Here is a 21,880-nt window from a genome sequence, read left to right as displayed (position 1 = left end):
CACCGCACGGTCCGCACCGCACGGTCCGCACCACACGGTCCGCACCACACGGTCCGCACCCAGACCGCGCCCTCCGCGCTGACCGCGCCTCAGATCCCCCACCAGCCCCTTCCCTCCACCCCCGTACCGAATTCCGGGAATCCGTACGCCGGTGGGAACCCGCCTCCCTTCGCGCTCGTCCAACCCGCGAGCCGCCGGAGAGTCACCTCGTGCGGTGTCGGCCCTCGCTGCTGGCTGCGATCGCTGACCCACCCTCTCCGCCGCACGGAGGCCGACGGCATTGCCGCCATCGGCGCGCCCCCCTCCAATGCGCCGATGGCGGCCCCCTCGCAGGTAGCGTGCGCCACCGGACCCCCTCCGGAAGGAGCGCGCATGCCCTCCAGACGTACCGTCCTCGCCGCCGGCGCGGGCGTCACCGCGGCCCTCGCCGTCGGCGGTGCGGCCCGCGCGGACGAGCACCGACCGGCCGCCCTCCTCGCCCGGATGACCCTGGAGGACAAGGTCGGCCAGCTGTTCGTCGCCCGGGTCCACGGCCACTCGGCGACCGAGCCCGACCAGGCCGACATCGACGCCAACCTGAAGGAACTCGGTGTCCGCACGGCAGCCGAGCTGATCGCCCGTTACCGTCCGGGCGGGATCATCTACTTCGCCTGGGCGCACAACACCCGCGACCCACGCCAGATCGCGGACCTCTCCGACGGCATCCAGCGCGCCTCCCTCCAGCAGCCCCGCGGTCTGCCCGTGCTGATCTCCACCGACCAGGAACACGGCATCGTCTGCCGCATCGGCCGGCCGGCCACCCTGTTCCCCGGCGCGATGGCCGTGGGAGCCGGCGGATCCCTGCGGGACGCCCACACCCTCGGCCGGATCGCGGGCCGCGAACTGCGCGCGATGGGCGTCCGGCAGAACTACTCCCCCGTGGCCGACGTGAACGTGAACCCGGCCAACCCGGTGATCGGCGTGCGCTCGTTCGGCGCCGACCCGGAGGCGGTGGCCGCCCTGGTCGCCGAGGAGGCCGGGGGCTACCGGGCCGCCGGGGTCGCCGCCACCGCCAAGCACTTCCCCGGGCACGGCGACACCGCGGTCGACAGCCACACCGGCTTCCCGGTCATCACCCACTCCCGCGAGGTCTGGGAGCGGCTGGACGCGGCCCCCTTCCGGGCGGCGATCGCGGCCGGCATCGACTCGATCATGACCGGCCACCTCCTGGTCCCGTCCCTCGACCCCTCCGGCGATCCGGCCACCCTCTCCCACCCCGTCCTCACCGGCATCCTGCGCGAACACCTCGGCTACGACGGGGTCGTGGTCACCGACGCGCTCGGCATGGCGGGCGTCCGCACCAAGTACGGCGACGAACGGGTTCCGGTGCTCGCCCTCAAGGCCGGCGTGGACCAGCTCCTCGACCCGCCCGACCTCGGCCTCGCCTGGAACGCGGTCCTGCGAGCCGTACAGGACGGGGAACTCACCGAGGAGCGGCTCGATGTGTCGGTGCTGCGGATCCTGCGGCTGAAGGAGAGGCTGGGGCTGCTCGCCGAGCCTTACACCGATCCCGACGCCGTGGACCGGGTGGTCGGCCGGCCCGAGCATCTCGCGGAGGCCGAGCGGATCGCCGAGCGGACGACGACCCTGCTCGTCAACGAGGGGCCGCTGCTGCCCCTCTCGCCAAGCACGCACCCCCGGCTCCTCGTCGTGGGCGCCGACCCGGTCTCCCCCTCCGGCACCACGGGCCCGCCCACCGGCGTCCTGGCGGCCGCCCTCACCGCACTGGGCTTCACGGCGACGGCCCTGTCCACGGGCACGGACCCCTCGGCGGAGACCATCGCGCGGGCGGTGACGGCGGCGGGCGAGGCCGACGCGGTCGTGACGACGACCTGCAACGTCACCGCGGCGAGCCCGCAGCGCACCCTGGCGGACCGGCTCACGGCGACCGGCCGCCCAGTGGTGGCGGTCGCCGTCCGCAACCCGTACGACGTGGCCCACCTCCCGTCCGTACGGGCCTGTCTGGCGACCTACTCCTGGTCCGACGCCGAACTGCGGGCCGCCGCCCGCGTGATCGCCGGCACGGTACGGCCGCGGGGCAGGCTCCCGGTACCGGTCCAGCGAGCGGACGACCCCGCCCGCGAGCTGTACCCCCTCGGCCACGGCCTGACGTACTGAGCCCGTACCGAGCCGAGGCGACGGGCCTTGGGCAGCGCGCGTACCGGGCGTACCGGGCGTACGCCGTCCGTCGGACGCACCCCCCGCACCACGCGCAAAGCACCCCACGCCGGTGGCGTGCGCCCGGCGGTGCGGGTCACGCTGGTCGGGGGGCGGGGGCGGGAAGGGGCACGTGGGGGACTGCGATGCGCGACGGAGCATGGACGGGGTGGCTGGTGCTGGCCGCACTCCTGACGGGGTGCCAGGCGGCCGCGGACGACGACCCGTCGCCCCCGCCGACCGCGACCCCCACACCCCGCGCGCCGACGGTCGTCTCCGGCTTCGGCAGGGTCTTCCTCGACGCCGGCGAGTGCAGCTCCTTCGGCACGACCAGCTTCACCGAGGTGCCGTGCGCCGGTGAGCGGGCGGCGGCCCGGGTCACCGCCCGGCACGACGGCAAGGCCGGGACGGGTCCGCCCTGTCCGCCGACCACCGACTTCGTCCTCCACATCGGCGAACAGCCCGCCGAGCACGGCGCCATCGCGCAGGGCTACGCCTGTATGCGCAACCTCCAGCCCCCGCACCCCGGCGACCCGGGCGCCGGCGGCGGCCCGCGCACCATCGTCGGCGACTGCGTCCACGGCACGGGAAACGGCCAGGTCCGCGAAACGGCCTGCGACGGCTCGGGCACCCACGCACCCCAGTACGAAGTGGCGAAGGCCGTGGACACCCGGGCGAACTGCCCGGCGTCCACGGCCCTCTACGTCCAGCTCGGCGGCAGCCCCGCGGTGGGGTGCGCGCGGCCGGTCTGAATCACGTCACGGACGCAGCGCGGGCTCCCGTTCCACGTCGCGGACGTCCAGCTTCGAGTCGAACTTCGCCAGGGGCTTCGCCTGGGCCACCGCGGTGGACGAGACGCCCGCCCAGTCCAGGATCCGGGCCGTGGCGAGGGCCTTCTCGTCGGTGGTCAGGCCGGCGACGTTCGCGCCGTGGTTGAGGCCGGGGGCGGTGAAGACGTACGAGTCCTTCGCGCCCTTGCCGAGGCGGAAGCGTTCCGCGCCCCAGGGGTCGTTCTGGCCGTAGACGAAGAGCATGTGGCGGGCGTTGTGCTTCACCCAGGTGTCGACGTCACGCATGGCCCAGGGCTGGAAGCGCATCGAGATGTCGCGCGGGACGAAGTTCCGGGGCGGCTGGTAGCCGTAGCGGATGTACTTCTTCTCGATGTGCGGGAAGTTGATGGTGGGCGCGCCGAGCTGGGTGCCCGCCTGGTAGTAGTACGGGGTGTAGGGCTCCAGGCCCTGGTCCGTGTAGAACGAGAAGCCGGAGATCGTGTCGATCGACGTCCAGATCTCGTCGTCGGTCGCGGTCGTGGCGTTCGCGGGGATCGTGTCGCAGTCGGACAGCAGGCTGTACTGCCAGAAGCCCCAGACGTAGTCGAGGACCACGGCCTCGTAGGCGCGGTCCAGGCTGCCGATGGTGGTGAACGTGTAGCCGTTCTCGGCGGCGTAGGCCTCGTACTTCTTCTCCAGCGGCTCGCGGCGGACGAGTGCCTCGCGCTGGACCGCGTTCAGCCGGTCGCGGCACTCCTTGGTGCCGACGGAGGCGAAGAAGCGGTCGTAGGCGGAGTCCTCGTCGTTCACGACGTCGTTGGGGGCGACGTAGGCCACCACGCCGTCCATGTCGTGCGGGTAGAAGCGCTCGTAGTAGGTGGCCGTCATACCGCCCTTGGAGCCGCCCGTGGAGATCCAGTTCTTCGAGTAGATCTTCTTCAGCGCCTTGAAGATGCGGTGCTGGTCGCTCGCCGCCTGCCAGATGTCCAGCTTGGACCAGTCGGCCGGGGCGGGGCGGGACGGGGTGAAGTAGCGGTACTCCATGGAGACCTGGTTGCCGTCGACGATCTGGGTCGGCTCGCGGCGGCTGGGGGTGGTGGAGACGTTGTAGCCGCCGGTGTAGAAGACCGTGGGGCGGCTCGCGTCCTTGTGCAGCACGGTGATCCGCTGCTGGAAGGTACCCGCGGACGGGTGCCGGTGGTCCACCGGCTGTGTGTAGTTCAGGACGAAGTAGCGATAGCCGGGGTACGGCTTCTCCTGGATCAGGCTCATGCCGGGGATCGAGAGAAGCCGGTCCTTGATGTCCGTCGGCTCCGGCTCCGCGGCGGTCGCCGCACCGGCCGTGCTCAGCGTGCCTATGAGCACGGTGAGCGCCAGCAGCCATCTGAGCGCCTTGCGCATGCGCGTGCACCCTTCCCTGTGAGACAGATGTGCACCGGAAGTTATCCGGGTCAACACCCGTCGCACCAGAGGGGGTTGAGGCGTCGGCCAGGATCGGCTCGAACTCAGCAGAAGATCCAGCCGGAGCTGTACTCGTCGTGGGCCACCGCTGCCGTCACCCGCACACAGCTGTGTCCGGCGTAGACCCGCGCCCACGGGGAGCTACGGGTGTGCCGTCGCGCCTTGTTCACGGCGACGTGGCCGCGCGACTGCAGACCGACGGCGATCCGCCGCTCGGTGCCGGGGTTGTTCTGCACGGTGATGGCACACATCCAGCCGCCGCTCTTGTGGATGCGCACGGCACCGCTGTCGAACGTCAGCGTCCGGATCTTCCGCATGCCCGCGCAGGACGGGGGCGCGGCGTGGGCGATGCCCGGTGCGGCGAGCGCGAGCACACCGGAGGCGGTCAGCACGGCCACCACGGCCCCCAGCCGTCGGCGTATCGCCTTCCGCGCACCCTGTGCACCACTGCTCACGGTCCCCGTCCCCTCCCACGTCCGCCGTATGCGCGCCCCCGCGCAATCCCCGTACTGATGTACGGACGCACGACATATGTCGGATGGTTGCACGACCGTCACCTGGACGCGCCGACCGGCTCCTCCGGTTCGGCCGCCCCGACGAACGTCCGCCGGCGGCGGGCGCAGCGTCCGTCGAGCGCGAGCAACTCGTCGTGCGTGCCGCCGATCAGACCGCCGCCGGCTCGTCCTCCCCCACGAAGGTGCGCCACAAGACGGCGTACTTTCCGCCGAGGCGGAGCAGCTCGTCGTGCGTGCCGTCCTCGATCACCCCGCCGTGGTCCATCACGACCACGCGGTCCGCGCGGGCCGCCGTGGTCAGGCGGTGGGCGACGACGAGGGTGGTACGGCGGCCTGTGAGGCGGTCGGTGGCCTGGTTGACCTGGGCTTCCGTCGCGAGGTCCAGGGCCGCTGTCGCCTCGTCGAGGAGGAGGACGTCCGGGTCGACCAGCTCCGCGCGGGCCAGGGCGATCAGCTGGCGCTGGCCGGCGGAGAGGTTGCGGCCGCGCTCGGCGACCTCGTGGAGGTAGCCGCCGTCGAGGGTGGCGATCATCTCGTGGGCGCCGACCGCCCGCGCCGCCGCCTCGACCTCGGCGTCCGTGGCGTCCGGACGGCCGTAGGCGATCGCGTCGCGGACGGTGCCGGGGAACAGGTAGGCCTCCTGCGGGACGACTCCCAGACGGTGGCGGTACGACGTGATGTCCAGGGAACGCAGATCCGTACCGTCGACCGTCACCCGGCCGGACGTGGGGTCGTAGAACCGGGCCACCAGCTTGACCAGCGTCGACTTGCCGGCGCCCGTCTCACCGACGAAGGCGACCGTCTGGCCGGCCGGGACGCGCAGGTCGATCCCGGCGAGCGCCTCTTCCTCCCCGCCGTACGCGAAGTGCACGTCCTCGAAGGCGATCTCGCCGCGCAGGGAGAGCACTTCGAGGGGTTCGTCGGCCGACTTCGTGGACGTCGGCTCACGCAGCAGCTCCTGGATGCGGCCCAGCGACACCGTCGCCTGCTGGTAGCCGTCGAAGACCTGGGAGAGCTGCTGGACCGGGGCGAAGAACAGGTCGATGTAGAGGAGGTACGCGACCAGGGCGCCGGTGGTGAGGGTCGCCGCGTCCACCCGTCCCGCGCCCGCGATCAGTACGGCCGCCGCCGCCACCGACGACAGCAGCTGCACGAACGGGAAGTAGATCGAGATCAGCCACTGGCCCCGGATGCGGGCGCGGCGGTAGCTGTCGCTGCGTTCCGCGAAGCGTCGGCCGCCGTCGCCCTCGCGCCGGAAGGCCTGCACGATCCGCAGCCCGGACACCGACTCCTGGAGGTCGGCGTTGACCACGGACACCCGCTCACGGGCCAGTTCGTACGCCTTCACGCTCGCCCGGCGGAAGAAGTACGTGGCGACGATCAGCGGCGGGAGCGTCGCGAAGACGACCAGCGCCAGCTGTACGTCGATCACCAGCAGGGCGACCATGATGCCGAAGAAGGTGACGACCGAGACGAAGGCCGTGACCAGGCCCGTCTGGAGGAAGGTGGAGAGGGCGTCGACGTCCGTCGTCATCCTCGTCATGATCCGGCCGGTCAGCTCCCGCTCGTAGTAGTCGAGCCCGAGGCGCTGGAGCTGGGCGAAGATCTTCAGACGGAGGCTGTAGAGGACGCGTTCGCCGGTGCGGCCGGTCATCCGGGTCTCGCCCGTCGTGGCCGCCCACTGCACGGCCACGGCGAGCAGGGCCAGCAGCGACGCCGTCCACACGGCGCCCAGCGCCATACGGGTGACGCCGTCGTCGATGCCGTGCCGGATCATGACCGGCAGGAGCAGGCTCGTCCCGGCGTCCACGGCCACCAGACCGAGGCTGATCAGCAGCGGGACGCCGAAGCCGCGCAGCAGCCGGCGCAGACCGTACGACTCCTCGGGGGTGACCGCCCGCATCTCGTCCACGTCGGGGGTGTCGGACGCGGGCGGCAGCGCCTCCACCTGGGCGAGCAGCTCGGGCGTGGCCGGCATGCCCTCCAGGGCGGTGTCCTTCGGCTCCCGGTCGCCGGTCCACAGCCGGGGGGTGACCCCGCGCTCGGCGTCGAACTCGGCGTCCAGTTCATCGCGTACGGTCGTGTCCTCCGCCGGGGTGGGCGGCTGGGCGTGGCCGGGCGAGACGCCGCCCAGCTCGTCCGGGTCGGTGAGCAGGCGGCGGTAGAGCGCCGAGCGCTCCTGGAGCTCCTCGTGGGTGCCGAGGTCGGCGAGCCGGCCGTTGTCGAGGACGGCGATGCGGTCGGCGAGGTTGAGGGTGGAGCGGCGGTGGGCGATCAGGAGCGTGGTGCGGTCCCGCATGACCTGCTTGAGCGCCTCGTGGATCTCGTGCTCGACCGCCGCGTCCACGGCCGAGGTGGCGTCGTCCAGGACCAGCAGACGGGGGTCGGTGAGGATCGCCCGGGCGAGGGCGACGCGCTGGCGCTGGCCGCCGGAGAGGGTCAGTCCGTGCTCGCCGACCTTGGTGGCGTAGCCGTCGGGCAGCTCCGCGATGAAACGGTCGGCCTGGGCGGCGCGGGCGGCGGCCTCGATCTGCTCGTCGGTCGCGTCGGGACGGCCGTACGCGATGTTGGCGCGAACCGTGTCGGAGAAGAGGAAGGAGTCCTCGGGGACCAGGCCGATCGCGGCCCGCAGCGAGTCGAGGGTGAGCTCGCGGACGTCGTGGCCGCCGATGAGGACCGCGCCCCGGGTGACGTCGTAGAAGCGCGGGAGGAGCAGGGAGACCGTCGACTTGCCGGAGCCGGAGGAGCCGACGACCGCGAGGGTCTCACCGGGGCGGATCTCGAAGCTGAGCCCGTCGAGGACGGGACTGGTCGTGCCGTGGGCGCCGGCGTAGCCGAAGGAGACGTCGTCGAACTCGACGGTCGCGGGCGCGTCGGCGGGGAGTTCCTTGGTGCCGTCGGTCATCGACGGCTCGGTGTCGATCAGCTCCAGGACGCGTTCGGTGCCGGCGCGGGCCTGCTGGCCGACCGTGAGGACCATCGCGAGCATGCGGACCGGGCCGACGAGCTGGGCGAGGTAGGTGGAGAAGGCGACGAAGGTTCCTAGCGTGATGTGGCCGCGCACGGCCAGCCAGCCGCCCAGCGCCAGCATGGCGACCTGGCCGAGGGCGGGGACGGCCTGGAGGGCGGGGGTGTACCTCGAGTTCAGGCGGATGGTGCGCAGGCGGCCCGCGAACAGCCGGCGGCCGACCTCGCGGAGCTTCCCGGTCTCCTGGTCCTCCTGCCCGAAGCCCTTCACCACGCGTACGCCGCTGACGGCCCCGTCGACCACGCCCGCGACGGCCGCCGCCTGGGCCTGGGCGTACCACGTGGCGGGGTGGAGCTTGGCGCGGCTGCGCTTGGCGATCCAGGCGAGGGCGGGTGCCACGGCGAGGGCGACGAGGGTGAGCGGCACGGACAGCCACGCCATCACCACGAGGGAGATCACGAAGAGGGCGAGGTTCCCGATGGTCATCGGGAGCATGAAGAGCAGGCCCTGGATCAGCTGGAGGTCGCTGGTGGCGCGGCCGACGACCTGGCCGGTGGACAGCTCGTCCTGGCGGCGGCCGTCGAGCCGGGTGATCGTCCCGAACATCTCCGTCCGCAGGTCGTGCTGGACGTCGAGGGCGAGACGGCCGCCGTAGTAGCGGCGGACGTAGGTGAGGGCGTAGACGAGGACGGCGGCGGCGATCAGGGCGGCCGCCCAGGGGGCCATGTCCCGGGTGTGGTCGCCGATGACGTCGTCGATGATCACCTTGGTGATCAGGGGGACGATCGCCATGACGGCCATGCCGGCAAGGCTCGAGCCGAGGGCGAGGACGACGTCCCTCGGGTACCGCCAGGCGTATCCCGCGAGGCGTCGTACCCATCCCCGTTTCTCCGTCACGCCGGTGCCCTCCGATTTTTTGGCCTGCTCTACCGGAAGGCACCAACGTCCACAGCCGGAGATTTCATCCCGCCGCAACAATTGGTGAGTGCGGTCGTACGGCGAGTGCGGCGTCGTTGTGGCTGGTCGCGCCCACGCGGCGGAGCCGCATATCGATACAGCCCCGCGCCCCTTGGCGGCGCTGCCCTCATGGCGTCAGACGCGCACCGGCTTGGCGGTCGCTCCGAGTGACGGGCAGGTGACGGACCGACGCCGGAGGTGAAGCCGCGCTCGAGGACGAGGAGGCGGCCGTCGGGGAGGGCCTGGACCTCGGGGACGCCGAGGCCGGTGTCGGTGCGGTAGGCGTACTGGGCGGCGAGGCGGAAGTGGTTCGCCCTGGTCCTGGTCCAGGTCTGGAAGCGGACGGCGCCCGTGCTGTCGCCGGAGATCGCGTACTCCATCGACGCGAGGAGGGTGCGGCCGCCGGGGAGGAGGGTCAGGCCCTCGAAGGTCTGGTTGGTCGTGGCGCGGCCGGCGGGGGCCACCTGGAGCGAGGAGGGAACGGGAGGCGGTCGAGGATCCGGCCGTCGGCGCTGTGGCGGCGGACGGAGGGCTCGGTCTCGGAGGTGATGAGGCGGGTGCCGTCCCGGTCGATGACGAGGCCCTCGCTGTCGAGCGCGGCGCCGATCTCGTCGGCCGGCGGGACGACCGACTTCGGCGCGAGGGTTCTCGCGTCCAGGCCGAAGAGGGCGGAGCGGTCGGAGAGGGCGGCGAGGGAGCCGGTGGGGGTCCCCCCGCTCGAGCGAAGCCGAGAGTGGGGGAGGTCCAGGGCGAGGGCGGAGAAGTTGCCGACGAAGGTGCCGTCGTACGTCGTCTTGTCGAGGACGTCCGAGAAGCGGTCGAGGGAGACCGTGGGCGAACAGGCGTTGTTGCCCCGGGCGTCGGCTTGCGCGGTCCCGGCGGCGGTCAGGGAGGCGGCCGCCGCCAGGCCGGCGGTGAGGGTGGCGAGTACGGTTCGCAGGCGCATGGGCGTCACCGTGGGCGGGGCCGGTGACGTGTGGTGCGGCAAGGGAGCGTGCCGGGCGCCGCGGGTGCTGTGCGGGACTTTCACAACACCCCCTAGGCGTGAAAGCTCGCTCAGAACGCGGCCAGGTCCTTGTGGATGACCTTCGCGACACCCTGGATGGTCGTGATGCCGTAGTTCATCGTGCTGTTGCCGTGGGTGAGGACGGTGATCATGTAGTCGTGGCCGCCGCCCTTGAAGGTGCCGACGCTGTGGACGCGCCAGCCGTGCGTGGCGCGCGAGAGCCAGCCGTTCTTCACGTGCCAGGTGACATCGGAGGGGCGGCCGTACGGGGTGCCCCAGCGCTGCGAGGAGATGACCGAGCCCATCAGCTTGCGGATGTACCAGCGCGAGTCGTCGGTGAGGACCGTGTTGTGCGCCGTCAGCAGCTTGAGCAGCTTCTGCTCGTCGGTCACGGTGATCTGGGTGAGGCCCCAGTAGCCGTTCGCGCCCGGCTTGGTCTGGGTCATCCTGGCGGCGGTGAGGAAGTTCTTGACCTTCGTCACGCCGAGCTGCCTCCACAGGGTGGAGGTGGAGGTGTTGTCCGACTTGGTGATCATCGCGGTGGCGAGTGACTTCTCACGGCTGGTCAGCGCGCGGTCGGTCTTCTGCGCGTCCCACAACAGCGTGGCCAGGACGGTCACCTTGACGACGCTGGCCGAGTCGTAGGCCGTGGAGGCGCGCAGGGTGCAGGTGGTGTTGGTGCTGCGGTCGTAGAGCCCGACCGCGATCGTGCCCTTGCGGTTGGCGAGGGCGGCCGTGATGTCCTTCTTCAGCTTGGTGGCCAGCGTCGCGTTGTTCGACGTACAGCTGACGGTGGGGGTGGCGGCCGCGGCGGGCGCGGCGGCCGCCACTGCGGTGATGAGGACTCCGGTGCCGAGTGCCGTGGCGACCAGTCCTCTCCTGCGTTTCGGGATGCGGTGAGTCATGCCCAGTTGACTCACCAGTTCGTAGGAATGGTTGTACGAGCCCGGGGGATTGGGCAAGGCCTGGGCAACCCGTTACCGGGTCCTGTGCGTCTTCACAGGCTGCGGCCAGGTTCGGCACAGCCGCCGCCCACAACCGGCGTACAGCATCCGGAGAGTGACATCTGCCACCGATCCACTCCCCACGCACACGACCGTGTCCCCCGACTGGCCGCCGCCGACGCCCGCCGAGACGGCCCCCGCGGCGCCTCCGCCGGACAAGGCGCCGCGCTGGTCGCTGCCCGCGCTGATCGCGATCATGATCCTGGCGGCGGTGCTCTACGGCTGGAACCTGTCGGGCAACAGCCTCAACAGCTTCTACAGCGCCGCCATCTACAGCGGTACGCAGAGCTGGAAGGCGTGGTTCTTCGGCTCGCTCGACGCCGGGAACTTCATCACCGTCGACAAGCCGCCGTTCGCGCTCATGATCATGGGCCTGTCCTGCCGGATCTTCGGCTTCGGTACCTGGCAGATGATGGCACCGGAGATCGCTGCGGCGCTGGGCACGATCTGGATCCTGCACTCCTGCGTGAAGCGGGTGTTCGGGCACGCGGCCGCCGCGATCGCGGCGCTCGTGCTCGCGCTGACGCCGATCACCGTCGCCATCAACCGCGACAACAACCCGGACACCATCCTGGTCCTGCTGATGGTGGCGGGTACCGCCCTCGCGCTGCGCGCGACCCGCGACGACCGGCTGCTGCCGCTCATCGGCTCGGCGGTGTGCTTCGGCCTCGCCTTCAACACCAAGATGCTCCAGGGGTACATCGCCCTGCCCGCCGTCTTCGCCGTGTACGTGTACGCGTCGAAGCTGGGCTGGAAGAAGAAGGTCGTCAACCTGGCCCTGGCCGCCGTGGCGTTGGCCGTCTCCAGCTTCTGGTGGGCGACGGCCGTGTCCCTGGTGCCCGCCGACGACCGGCCCTACATCGGCGGTTCGACCGACGGCAGCGCCTGGGACCTGATCATGGGCTACAACGGCCTGGGCCGCGTCCTCGGCGGCGAGGGCAACGGCGGCGGCGGCGGCGGTGGAGGCGGCACCTTCGCCGGGACGGCGGGCATCGGCCGCATGTTCAACGACGTCCTCGGCGGCCAGATCTCCTGGCTGATCCCCTTCTCGGGCATCGCGCTCGTAGCCGGCCTGGTGCTGTGCGGCCGCGCCCCGCGCACCGACCTGACGCGTGCCGCGCTGGTCCTGTGGGGCGGCTGGACCGTCCTGCACTACTTCACCTTCGCCCTGGCCGAGGGCACCATGCACCCGTACTACACGACCGCGCTCGCCCCGGGCATCGCGGCGCTCACCGGTGGCGGCGGGGTCATGCTGTGGCGCGCCTTCCGCGGTGGTGACGCCCGCTGGTCGTGGGTGCTGCCCGCGGGGCTGGCCGTGACCGGCATCTGGGCGATCGTGCTGCTGCGCCGGGCCACCGGCTGGAACACCTGGCTGTGGCCGGTCATCGGTGTCGTCATGGTCCTCGCGATCGTGGGTCTGTTCGTGCTGCGGTCCGCGAGCTCCGGCACCCGGCTGCGGCTGCTCGGCGCGTCCGTCGCCGCGGCGATCGTGGCGGCGCTCGCCGGTCCGACGGCGTACGCGGCCTCGCCGGCCTTCGGCAGCTCCAGCGGCATGATGGGCGGGACCAATCCGACCGCGGGTCCCTCCACCGGGGGCGGCATGGGCGGTCCCGGCGGCGGTGGCGGCCGGGGCGGCTTCGGCGGTGGCAACGGGGGCGGTCCCGGCGGGCAGATGCCGGGCGGTACCCAGCAGGGCGGCGGCCAGGCGAGCGGTGAGTTCCCCGGCGGCGGCAACGGCCAGATGACGCCGGGGGGCGGCAGCGGTGAGCTTCCCCAGGGGGGCGGCGCTCCCAGCGGCGCCCCGAGCGGGGGTCAGGGCGGTCAGCAGGGCGGCATGAACGGGGAGTTCCCCGGCGGCGCCCAGGGTGGCGGCGAGAACGGTTCGGCTCCGGGCGGCGGCACGAGCGGTGGCCCCGGTGGCGGCACGGGCGGCGGCGGTATGGGCGGCGGCGGTATGGGCGGCGCCGACAGCGAGCTCATCTCGTACCTGGAGAAGCACCAGGACGGCGCCACGTGGCTGATCGCGGTGTCCAACTCACAGAGCGCGGGCCAGATGATCCTGAGCACCGGCAAGCCCGTCATCTCGATGTTCGGCTTCACCGGCTCGGACAACGCGATGACCCTGGCCAGGCTCAAGGAACTGGTGAAGAAGGGCGAGCTGCACTACATCCAGCTCGGCGGCGGTATGGGGATGGGCGGCAACAACAGCCAGAACCAGGAGCTGACCAGCTGGGTGCAGGAGCACGGGACGGCGGTGAAGGAGAGCGAGTACAGCTCGAACTCGTCGTCCGGTTCGGACTCGTCCAGTGCATCCAGCTCGTCCAACTCCTCCAGCTCTTCCAGCTCCTCGATCTACCGCCTGGACCCGTCCGACGTGAGCTGACTTGAGCTGACCGGTACGGCACCAACGGCCCCTGACATCCCGTCAGGGGCCGTTTTTGTATGTTCACACACGGTCAACTCGCGTAGACAAGGGGCGATTTGCCGTTCCCGGTCACCGAATGGACACGCACGGTCCATTTACAAGGGTGCATGCTCATGTCACGCTCCCGATTGCCGCCTCCATTCAACCCGCGTAGATCGGACACCCCACATGCTGGCGACACGCACACGCCGATGGAAGTCGGTGGCCCTTGCCACCGCTGCCGTCCTGGCCGGCCTCACCGTGCCCGCGCTCACCGCGACCCCCGCCGCGGCGACCACGACGGCGTACGACTCGACGTACTACAAGAACGCGGTCGGCAAGACGGGTACGAGCCTGAAGTCGTCCCTGCACACGATCATCAGCGCCAACGTCACGAAGATCTCGTACTCCGCGGTCTGGAACGCGCTGAAGGTCACCGACCAGGACCCGAACAACAGCAGCAACGTGCTCCTGCTGTACAGCGGCGTCTCGCGCAGCAAGTCCCTCAACGGCGGCGACGTCGGCGACTGGAACCGCGAGCACACCTGGGCCAAGTCCCACGGCGACTTCGGCGAGGCGATCGGCCCCGGCACGGACCTGCACCACCTGCGTGCCTGCGACGTCCAGGTCAACAGCACCCGCGGCAACCTGGACTTCGACAACGGCGGCAGCACCGTCACCAACGGCGGCGGCAGCCTCGTCGACTCCAACTCCTTCGAGCCGCGCGACGCGGACAAGGGTGACGTGGCCCGCATGATCCTCTACATGGCCGTGCGCTACGAGGGCGACGACGGCTGGCCGAACCTGGAGCCCAACGACAGTGTCGGCAACGGCAGCAACCCGTACATGGGCCGCCTGTCCGTCCTCAAGGCCTGGAACGACGAGGACCCGCCGAGCGCCTTCGAGGAGAAGCGCAACCAGGTCATCTACGACACCTACCAGCACAACCGCAACCCGTTCATCGACCACCCGGAGTGGGTCGAGGCCATCTGGTAGGACACGGCGCCGCATACCCCACGACAGGGCCCTCCCGGAGTGTTTCCGGGAGGGCCCTGTGTCATGGGCGTCTTGGTGGATCATGGTCATGATGATCGCCGGGGCCGGCGTCGGGACGGGGAGGACGAACCAGTGAGCTACTGCCTGGAGATGAGCACCGGTGACATGCGCAGCGTGATCCGGCTGCTCACCGCGGTGGAGCGAACGCAGGAGCAGGAGCGGATGTTCGCCATCGTGCGTGAGCGGTGCGAGAAGGCCGACGCGCGGATGCGGGAGCAGGGCATCGACCTGGAGGTGTCGGTGGGCCGGGCGCTGGAGGAGCTGGTCGAGGGCACCCCGCCCAGCGTGGACCTGTGCCCCGCGTACACGTACGCCTTCCACGAGGTCGTGGCCCCGCACTTCTCCGACACCACGGACCTCGGGGCGTGGCGCCGGCCGTCCTGGTTCTTCGCACTGGACTCCGAACTCGCCCGGCACCGCGTCCCGGCGGACATCCGGCCCGCGTCCTTCCTCTTCAGCGGCCCGCCGCTGCGGCTGCCGCATCCCGGCGACATGGTGCCGCAGATCGGCGTGCTGCCCGCGCAGCGGGCGGGGGCGCTGGCGGAGGCGTACGAGGGGGTGCTGAACCGGCTGGACCGCGAGTTCACGGAGACGGCGGGGAGGTTCGCCGAGCTGATGCGGTTCGAGGCGGAGGAGTGGGAGACGGCACAGCGCCTGGGGCGCAAGGACGACACGATCTTCTTCTGGTTCTGCTGAGCGCAGGTGGCCCCAGGTTGTTCCTATGGAACGACCAGTTACCTCACACCGGTGATGTGGATCTTCCGGCCGGGCATGTCGCGTGGCCCGGCCGGAAGCATGAGGACCGCCCGGCCGCTCCGCCGGGACGATCCCGACTCCCTTTCCCGGAGATCTCCATGAAGCTTCGTACCTGGTCCTTCGCCGCCGTCCTCGCCCTGACCGCCCTCGCGCTGCCCGCCCGGAGTGCCACCGCCGCCGCGGTCCCGACCTGCAACGACGGCTCGATCTGTTTCTACAGCGGCGAGAACTTCGGCGGCAGCAGCTGGGAGTGGACGGCCCGCAGCGGCTACCGCGACATGCCGCCGAACCTCCACGACCACGTCGGCTCCTTCGTCGCCTCCACCCGCGCCTGCTTCATCAACTGGGGCCCGGTCGAGAAGCGCGACGTCTTCAACGGCGACTGGCGCTCCCGCTACCTCGGCGACTTCGGCGGCCGCATCGACGGGGTGGGCGCGGGCGGCTGCTGACGCCTGTCGCTCACCGCTCCGGGGCTCCGCGTACCAGCGCCACCGCGCGCGGCGCGCGTGCCCCGGGTTCTCGCCTCGACCGGTGGCCCACCGCAGGGTGGGCCACCGGTCGGTGTCCGTCGGGGCGTCGGGAAAGAGCCGGCGAGGCACCCGGTCGCACAGACCGGCGTCCGGCGCCCAGCCCACCCCCACGCCCTCGGCGATGTCGTGCACATGCACCAGCGTCTCAGCGTGCCCCCGCAGGCCTCCAGCACCTGCTGGCAGCCCGCTCGGCCCGGCGTCCCGGTCCGCGTCAGGGCTCGTAGCGGGCCCTGCGGGCGACCGGGGTGAAGTCCAGGCTTTCGAAGAGGGCCGCGGAGGCGGGGTTGTTCACGTTGACGTCGAGGAAGACCTCGGGCTCGCCGGCGGCCCGCATGCGGGTCAGGGCGGTGAGTGCGAGGGCGCGGCCCAGGCCGTGGCCTCGGCGGGGCGGGACCGTGCCCACCTGGATGAGGAAGTCCCGGGCGCAGGTGACGAAGCCGAGCGGGGAGCCGTCGGCGGAGCGGGCCAGGCAGGAGTACCGCGGGCGGAAGTCGTCGTCCCCGGCCGTCCAGTCGACCCACTCGTCCCGGGACCAGCCGGGGAAGCCGGGGCGGTCGGCGAAGGACGCGCCGTAGGCCTCGAAGAAGTCCCCCTGGTTGTCGTCGTCCCACTCCTCGACCTCGACCCCGGCCGGGAGAACCGCCTCGGGGAGGACCCCGGCCAGGTCGCGCCGCAGGACGTCCTCCGCGAACGTCTGCCGAAGGCCCCGCGAGGTGAACAGCCCGTCGGCTTCGGCGGTCAGCGACTCCGTCTCCACCCGGAGCCCCCCGCCCCGCCGCCGCGCCACCTCCAGCAGCCGGTCGAGAAGCGCGCCGCCGGTCCCCTGGCCTCGCCACGACGGATCGACCTGTCCGGTCACCACAGTCGATCCACGCGCGTCCCGGACCGAGCCCGACGCGATCAGCCCCCCGTCACGGAAGGCGCCGATCGCCACGACGCCTTCACCCACGTACCGCCTCCCGAGGAATCCGGGTGACGTGGCGACAGACAGCCCCCCGTCCACGGCCAGACAGCGAACGGCGAGGTCCACGACGGCCGGTACGTCCGCGCCCGAGAGTTCAGCCCATTCCACGGCCAAAGGATGCCTCAGTCGAGGTGCGTCGGAGCGAACATTTTCAGCAGGGCCGGGAGGACGACCACCGACGGACCCGGTGCCGTCAGGGCCTTCGTCAGGTCCGCCTCCAGGGTTTGCGGGGACGTCAGTGTTCCCGGTACGCCGAACGACTCCGCCAGTGCCACGTAGTCGGGGCGGGTCAGTTCTGTCGCCGTGGTCTCGCCGAAGGCGTCCGTCATGTACTCGCGGAGGATGCCGTAGCCGCCGTCGTCGACGACGAGCCAGGTGACCGGGAGGGCGTACTGCTTGGCGGTCGCGAGTTCGGCGATCGAGTAGAGGGCGCCGCCGTCGCCGGAGACCGCCAGGACCGGGCGGGTCGGGTCGGCGGCCGCCGCGCCGAGGGCCGCCGGGAAGGCGTAGCCGAGACCGCCGGCGCCCTGGGCGGAGTGCATGGTGTTGGGGGCCTTGGGATCGAAGGCCGACCAGGCCCAGTACGACAGGATCGTCATGTCCCAGAACGACGGGGAGTCCGACGGGAGTGCCCTGCGGATCGACGCCAGCAGGTCCTGTTCCAGGGTGAGTTCCTGCGCCGCGATGCGTTCCGAGACGCGGGACAGGACGGTCCGTACGCGGGCCGGGGCCTCCGGGTCCTCGCGGGGAGTCACCGTCTCCAGCAGGGCCTGGAGGGCCAGGCGGGCGTCCGCGTGGATACCGAGGGCCGGGTGGTTGGACTCCAGTTTGCCGAGGTCCGCCTCGATCTGGATCACCCGGCCGCGGGGGGTGAAGGTGTGGTAGTTCGAGGACAGTTCGCCGAGGCCCGAGCCGATCACCAGCAGGACGTCCGCGTCCTCCAGGAAGTCGGTCGTGTGGCGGTCCTCCAGCCAGGACCGGAGGGACAGCGGGTGCGTCCAGGGAAACGCGCCCTTGCCGCCGAAGGTCGTGACGACGGGCGCGTCGATCAGTTCCGCCAGCCGCCTCAGCTTGCCCGAGGCGTCCGACCTCACCACTCCCCCGCCCGCGATGATCGCCGGGCGGGCAGCGCGGGAGAGCAGGTCGGCGGCCACGGCGGTCAGTTCGGGGCGGGGCGGCAGCTCCTCGGGGAAGGCGTCCCCGCCCGTGACCACGGGGACGGCGGTCTCCGCCAGGAGCACGTCCTGGGGGATCTCCACCCACACCGGGCCGTGCGGGGCCGTCAGCGCCGACTTCCAGGCCTCCGCGATCGCCGAGGGGATCTGGGACTGGGTGCGGACGGTGTGCACCGACTTCACCACGCCCCTGAAGGAGGCCGACTGGTCGGGCAGTTCGTGCAGATAGCCGTGCCTGCCGCCGCCCAGACCCGCCCTCGGGATCTGGCTGCTGATCGCCAGGACGGGGGCGGAGGCGGACGCCGCCTCCTGGAGCGCGGCCAGGGACGTCAGCGCGCCGGGACCCGTGGACAGGAACAGGGGGGCGGCCTCGCCGGTGATCCTGCCGTACGCGTCCGCCGCGAAGCCCGCGTTGTTCTCCACCCGCAGGCCGACGTACCGGAGGGAGGAGCGGCGCAGCGCGTCGAACATGCCCAGCGCGTGCTGGCCGGGCAGGCCGAAGACCGTGGTCGCGCCGAGCGCGGCCAGGGTCTCCACGACCAGGTCTCCGCCGATGCGGCCGGGGGGAGGATTGAGTGCGGCCTCCGTCTGCGCGGCCGTCGGGCGGAGCACCAGGTCGTGGTCGTGGGTCACTTCGAGCGGGCCTCGGCAATCTGACGGGACATGATCGTGGTCAGTTCGTACGCCGTGTGGGACGCGGCCACCGACGTGATCTCCGCGTGATCGTACGCGGGGGCCACCTCCACGACATCCGCCGAGACCAGGTTGCACGACGCCAGGCCGCGCAGGATCTCGAGGAGTTCGCGGGAGGTCATGCCGCCGGCCTCGGGGGTTCCGGTGCCGGGGGCGTGCGCCGGGTCGAGGCAGTCGATGTCGATGGAGATGTACAGCGGCCGGTCGCCGATGCGCTGCCGCAGCTGGTCGGCGACCTCGTCGGCGCCGCGGCGGTAGATGTCCGCGGAGGTGACGATGCCGAAGCCCATCTTCTCGTCGTCGGTGAGGTCCTGCTTGCCGTACAGGGGGCCGCGCGTGCCGACGTGCGAGAGGGCCTCGGTGTCGAGGATGCCCTCCTCCACCGCCCGGCGGAACGGGGTCCCGTGCGTGTACTCGGCCCCGAAGTACGTGTCCCAGGTGTCGAGGTGGGCGTCGAAGTGGAGCAGGGCGACGGGGCCGTGCTTCTTGGCCACCGACCGCAGCAGCGGGAGCGCGATGGTGTGGTCACCGCCGAGGGTCATCAGCCGGGCGCCGGTGCCGAGCAGCTCGTCCGCCGCGGCCTCGACCGTCTCGACGGCCTCGTTGATGTCGAACGGGTTCACGGCGATGTCGCCGCCGTCCGCGACCTGCGCGAGGGCGAAGGGGGAGGCGTCCTGCGCCGGGTTGTACGGGCGCAGCAGCCGGGACGCCTCACGGATCGCGTTGCCGCCGAAGCGGGCGCCCGGCCGGTAGGAGACGCCCGAGTCGAACGGCACGCCCACGACGGCGACGTCCGCGCGGCCGACCTCGTCGAGGCGGGGCAGCCGGGCGAAGGTCGCGGGACCGGCGTACCGCGGGATGCGGGAGGAGTCGACGGGGCCGCGGGGCGTCTCGTTGCTGCTCATGGTCGAATGCCTTCTTTCTGCGGGTTGCGTCAACGATAGGTGGGCGGAACGCGACCGCGAAGTGTACGTTTCATCCAACTGGTACCCATGGAGTGGAGGGAACGCACACGTGTCCGAGCAGCCCTCCGTTCCCCTCACCCCGCCGGTCCCGCTCGCCGCGCTGCTGGCCCGGGAGGACCTGGAGCTGCGGCAGATCGCCGGGCCCGCCGACGCCGGTACGGTCCTGCACGGGGCGCACACCTCGGAGATGGCCGATCCGTACCCGTACCTGCTCGGCGGGGAGCTGCTGCTGACCGCCGGGGTGCACATTCCGGAGGCGGCCGGATCCGGGACCTACTTCGACGACTACGTCTCGCGGATCGTGGCGGCGGGCGGCGCGGCGCTCGGGTTCGGGGTGGCGCCGGTGCACGACACGGTGCCGCGCGCGCTGGTCGCGGCCTGTGAGGCGTACGAGCTGCCGCTCATCGAGGTGCCGCCGCGGACCACCTTCGCGACCGTGGCCCGCGCGGTCTGGCAGCTGATGGAGCGGGCCCGCACGGCCGAGTTGCGCCGGGTGACCGAGGCCCAGCAGAGCCTCGCCTCCGCCGCCGCCCGCCCCGACCCGGTCCCCTCCGTCCTGCACCGGCTGGCCCAGCGGGTCGGGGGACGGGCGGTGCTGTACGGACCGGAGGGCACGGAGATCGCTACGGCGGGAGGGCCACCGGACACCGACGGCTCCTTGTCCGACCTGGCCCACCAGCTCACCGCCCGCGGCTCCGCCACCGCCAGCGCCACCACGCCCCACGGCACCCACCTCACGGCCTACGCTCTGAGCCAGGACTTCGTCCTGGCGGTGGCCACCCCCGCCCACACCCCCGGCGACCACACCATCGCCTCGGTGGCGGCGGTCCTCCTGACGCTCCTCACGGGCGCCCAGGAGACGGGCTCGGGCACGGCCCGCACGTCGGCCCTCGTACGCCTACTGCTGGGAGCGACACCGGAGGAGGTGACACCCCTGCTGGACACCGGCGACCGATGGTTCGTCGTACACGCCTCGCCTTCTGCGCAACGGGAGGTGGCCAACTCAGGGGCGCGGGGCCCTGTCGATATGCGGCTCCGCCGCGGGGCGCGACCAGCCACAACGCTCCCGCACCCGCCAGACCAGCTCACCGCCACCGCGCTAGGCGCCACCTTCGGCTCAACTCTGATCGATCTCGACAAAGACGTCGTACGCATCCTCGTACCAGCCGGCCGCACACCAGAACCCCAGCCCGGCTGGACCCTCGGCGTCAGCGACGCGACGGAACCCCACCAACTCGCGGCCGCCGACGCCCAAGCGACCCGCGCCCTCGCCCGCGCCCGAGCGACCCGCACACCCCTCGTCCGGCACGGATCCCGCGCGGGCCTCACGGGCCTGGTCCCGCCCGACGCCGCCGAGGACCACGCCCGTACCCTCCTCGCGCCGCTCGCCGGCCGGCAGGCCCTCGCCGAGACCCTGCGCACCTGGCTGTCCCTGCACGGCAGCTGGGACCGGACGGCGGTCGCGCTGGCCGTGCACCGCAACACCGTGCGGCAGCGGATCGCCAGGTGCGCGGCGCTGCTGGGGACGGATCTGGACGACCCGGACGTCCGGATGGAACTGTGGTTCGCCCTGCGCGTGACCGACCAGTGACGCACGTCCCAGCGCTCGGAACAGCGGCGACGGGCCGAGGCCGCTGCCCCACAATGGAGACCATGCCGATACCCGGGATCCCCAGCCGCGCCGAGCTCGTCGACCACCTCGTCAAGACCCGTATCGCGGGTGAGGTCGCGACCCCGCGCGAGAACAACCTCTCCCACTACCGCCAGCTCGCGAACGGCAACCGCAACTACTGGCTGGGCCTGGAACTCGGCGACCGCTGGAGCGACGAGCAGGACGTGCTCGCGGTGATGGCGGAGCGGGTGGGTGTCAACGACGATCCGGAGTACCGGTACGGGCAGGACACCATCGACCCCGAGCTGACCGTCGACGGTCTGGACCGGATGGCGGCGCGGCTGCGCAAGGCCGCCGAGGGGCGCCAGCGGGTGCTGTTCGCCACCGGCCACCCGGGCGGTCTGCTCGATGTGCACCGCTCCACCGCCGCCGCGCTGCGCACGGCCGGCTGCGAGATCGTCGTCATCCCGGACGGGCTGCGGACGGACGAGGGGTATGTGTGGCAGGTCGCGGACGTGGCGGTGCTCGAGCACGGCGCCACGCTGTGGCACACCCACTCGGGTGAGCCGATGAAGGCGATCCTGACGGCGCTGGAGCGCGAGGGGCGCCCGCTGCCTGACCTGGTCGTCGCCGACCACGGCTGGGCGGGGTACGCGGGCCGGCACGGCATCGACTCCGTCGGGTACGCCGACTGCAACGACCCCGGTCTGTTCATCGCGGAATCGGAGGGGACCGTGCAGGTGGCGGTCCCTCTCGACGACCATGTCGTCACCCCGCGGCACTACGACCCGATGGTGGCGTACCTGCTGGCGGCGGCCGGCCTGGAGTAGGCCCGGCCCCCTCCGCGT

Annotated in this window: 15 protein-coding genes and 1 pseudogene; 8 read left to right on the top strand and 8 right to left on the bottom strand. The window is 71.8% G+C overall.

What is annotated here, in order from left to right:
• Window positions 1-372 precede the first annotated feature (372 nt).
• Both ACIRF9_RS01390 and ACIRF9_RS01385 read left to right on the top strand, forming a co-directional pair.
• Window positions 373-2,157 carry a glycoside hydrolase family 3 protein gene (locus ACIRF9_RS01390; protein ID WP_403814528.1) on the top strand — a complete coding sequence of 595 codons (1,785 nt, stop codon included), beginning with the start codon at window positions 373-375 and terminating at the stop codon, window positions 2,155-2,157.
• 185 nt (window positions 2,158-2,342) lie between these two features.
• On the top strand, window positions 2,343-2,948 hold the full coding sequence (locus ACIRF9_RS01385; RefSeq protein WP_403814525.1) for a hypothetical protein: 606 nt from the start codon (window positions 2,343-2,345) through the stop codon (window positions 2,946-2,948).
• Window positions 2,949-2,954: 6 nt separating this feature from the next.
• Here the strand turns inward: ACIRF9_RS01385 and ACIRF9_RS01380 are convergent, their stop codons facing one another.
• The 5 genes and pseudogenes from ACIRF9_RS01380 to ACIRF9_RS01360 all read right to left on the bottom strand — a co-directional run bounded on the left by ACIRF9_RS01380 (window position 2,955) and on the right by ACIRF9_RS01360 (window position 10,778).
• Window positions 2,955-4,367: a S28 family serine protease gene (locus ACIRF9_RS01380; protein ID WP_403814522.1), complete on the bottom strand. Its 1,413-nt coding sequence runs from the start codon at window positions 4,365-4,367 to the stop codon at window positions 2,955-2,957.
• 104 nt (window positions 4,368-4,471) lie between these two features.
• Window positions 4,472-4,882 (bottom strand): hypothetical protein, encoded by a 411-nt coding sequence (locus tag ACIRF9_RS01375; protein WP_403814519.1) that lies wholly within the window; start codon window positions 4,880-4,882, stop codon window positions 4,472-4,474.
• 208 nt (window positions 4,883-5,090) lie between these two features.
• Complete coding sequence (locus tag ACIRF9_RS01370) at window positions 5,091-8,807, bottom strand: ABC transporter ATP-binding protein (protein WP_403814516.1); 3,717 nt, start codon at window positions 8,805-8,807, stop codon at window positions 5,091-5,093.
• 245 nt (window positions 8,808-9,052) lie between these two features.
• A pseudogene (locus ACIRF9_RS01365) lies at window positions 9,053-9,813 on the bottom strand (esterase-like activity of phytase family protein); the annotation flags it as partial.
• Between the two features lie 110 nt (window positions 9,814-9,923).
• Window positions 9,924-10,778, bottom strand: a complete 855-nt coding sequence (locus ACIRF9_RS01360; protein ID WP_403814513.1) for a serine hydrolase — start codon at window positions 10,776-10,778, stop codon at window positions 9,924-9,926.
• Between the two features lie 154 nt (window positions 10,779-10,932).
• Here ACIRF9_RS01360 and ACIRF9_RS01355 point away from each other — a divergent pair, with 154 nt between their 5' ends.
• The 4 genes from ACIRF9_RS01355 to ACIRF9_RS01340 all read left to right on the top strand — a co-directional run bounded on the left by ACIRF9_RS01355 (window position 10,933) and on the right by ACIRF9_RS01340 (window position 15,542).
• Window positions 10,933-13,260 (top strand): glycosyltransferase family 39 protein, encoded by a 2,328-nt coding sequence (locus ACIRF9_RS01355; protein WP_403814510.1) that lies wholly within the window; start codon window positions 10,933-10,935, stop codon window positions 13,258-13,260.
• A 210-nt stretch (window positions 13,261-13,470) separates the two neighbouring features.
• On the top strand, window positions 13,471-14,277 hold the full coding sequence (locus ACIRF9_RS01350; RefSeq protein ID WP_403814507.1) for an endonuclease I family protein: 807 nt from the start codon (window positions 13,471-13,473) through the stop codon (window positions 14,275-14,277).
• Window positions 14,278-14,427: 150 nt separating this feature from the next.
• Complete coding sequence (locus ACIRF9_RS01345; protein ID WP_403814505.1) at window positions 14,428-15,033, top strand: hypothetical protein; 606 nt, start codon at window positions 14,428-14,430, stop codon at window positions 15,031-15,033.
• Between the two features lie 158 nt (window positions 15,034-15,191).
• Window positions 15,192-15,542, top strand: coding sequence for a peptidase inhibitor family I36 protein (locus tag ACIRF9_RS01340; protein ID WP_403814502.1), 351 nt, complete (start codon window positions 15,192-15,194; stop codon window positions 15,540-15,542).
• A gap of 292 nt (window positions 15,543-15,834) precedes the next feature.
• Here the strand turns inward: ACIRF9_RS01340 and ACIRF9_RS01335 are convergent, their stop codons facing one another.
• The 3 genes from ACIRF9_RS01335 to speB are packed head-to-tail and all read right to left on the bottom strand — an operon-like array spanning window position 15,835 to window position 19,360.
• The gene (locus tag ACIRF9_RS01335; RefSeq protein ID WP_403814499.1) at window positions 15,835-16,695 is read right to left on the bottom strand and encodes a GNAT family N-acetyltransferase; all 861 of its coding nucleotides are present in this window, start codon (window positions 16,693-16,695) and stop codon (window positions 15,835-15,837) included.
• A gap of 14 nt (window positions 16,696-16,709) precedes the next feature.
• A complete protein-coding gene (locus ACIRF9_RS01330; protein WP_403814497.1) occupies window positions 16,710-18,395 on the bottom strand; it encodes a thiamine pyrophosphate-binding protein in 1,686 nt (561 codons plus the stop codon).
• Entirely contained in the window at window positions 18,392-19,360 is a 969-nt protein-coding gene (gene speB / locus ACIRF9_RS01325) for an agmatinase (RefSeq protein ID WP_403814494.1), read from the bottom strand. Before speB ends, ACIRF9_RS01330 begins: the two co-directional genes overlap by 4 nt.
• A 109-nt stretch (window positions 19,361-19,469) precedes the next feature.
• Between speB and ACIRF9_RS01320 the strand changes: the two genes are divergently transcribed.
• Together ACIRF9_RS01320 and ACIRF9_RS01315 are read left to right on the top strand one after the other, a co-directional pair.
• Window positions 19,470-21,011, top strand: a complete 1,542-nt coding sequence (locus ACIRF9_RS01320) for a helix-turn-helix domain-containing protein (RefSeq protein ID WP_403814491.1) — start codon at window positions 19,470-19,472, stop codon at window positions 21,009-21,011.
• Between the two features lie 62 nt (window positions 21,012-21,073).
• Window positions 21,074-21,862: a phosphatase gene (locus ACIRF9_RS01315; RefSeq protein ID WP_403814488.1), complete on the top strand. Its 789-nt coding sequence runs from the start codon at window positions 21,074-21,076 to the stop codon at window positions 21,860-21,862.
• Window positions 21,863-21,880: the final 18 nt, after the last annotated feature.

Source organism: Streptomyces sp. NPDC096132, from assembly GCF_044763345.1.
Lineage (GTDB): Bacteria > Actinomycetota > Actinomycetes > Streptomycetales > Streptomycetaceae > Streptomyces.
This window is presented reverse-complemented; position numbering and strand designations above follow the sequence as displayed.

Excerpts from the sequence above, each read along its gene's own strand:
- speB (WP_403814494.1), bottom strand. The coding sequence starts at position 19,360 with ATGAGCAGCAACGAGACGCCCCGCGGCCCCGTCGACTCCTCCCGCATC.
- ACIRF9_RS01315 (WP_403814488.1), top strand. The coding sequence starts at position 21,074 with ATGCCGATACCCGGGATCCCCAGCCGCGCCGAGCTCGTCGACCACCTC.
- ACIRF9_RS01390 (WP_403814528.1), top strand. The coding sequence starts at position 373 with ATGCCCTCCAGACGTACCGTCCTCGCCGCCGGCGCGGGCGTCACCGCG.
- ACIRF9_RS01340 (WP_403814502.1), top strand. The coding sequence starts at position 15,192 with ATGAAGCTTCGTACCTGGTCCTTCGCCGCCGTCCTCGCCCTGACCGCC.
- ACIRF9_RS01350 (WP_403814507.1), top strand. The coding sequence starts at position 13,471 with ATGCTGGCGACACGCACACGCCGATGGAAGTCGGTGGCCCTTGCCACC.
- ACIRF9_RS01345 (WP_403814505.1), top strand. The coding sequence starts at position 14,428 with ATGAGCACCGGTGACATGCGCAGCGTGATCCGGCTGCTCACCGCGGTG.
- ACIRF9_RS01385 (WP_403814525.1), top strand. The coding sequence starts at position 2,343 with ATGCGCGACGGAGCATGGACGGGGTGGCTGGTGCTGGCCGCACTCCTG.
- ACIRF9_RS01360 (WP_403814513.1), bottom strand. The coding sequence starts at position 10,778 with ATGACTCACCGCATCCCGAAACGCAGGAGAGGACTGGTCGCCACGGCA.
- ACIRF9_RS01380 (WP_403814522.1), bottom strand. The coding sequence starts at position 4,367 with ATGCGCAAGGCGCTCAGATGGCTGCTGGCGCTCACCGTGCTCATAGGC.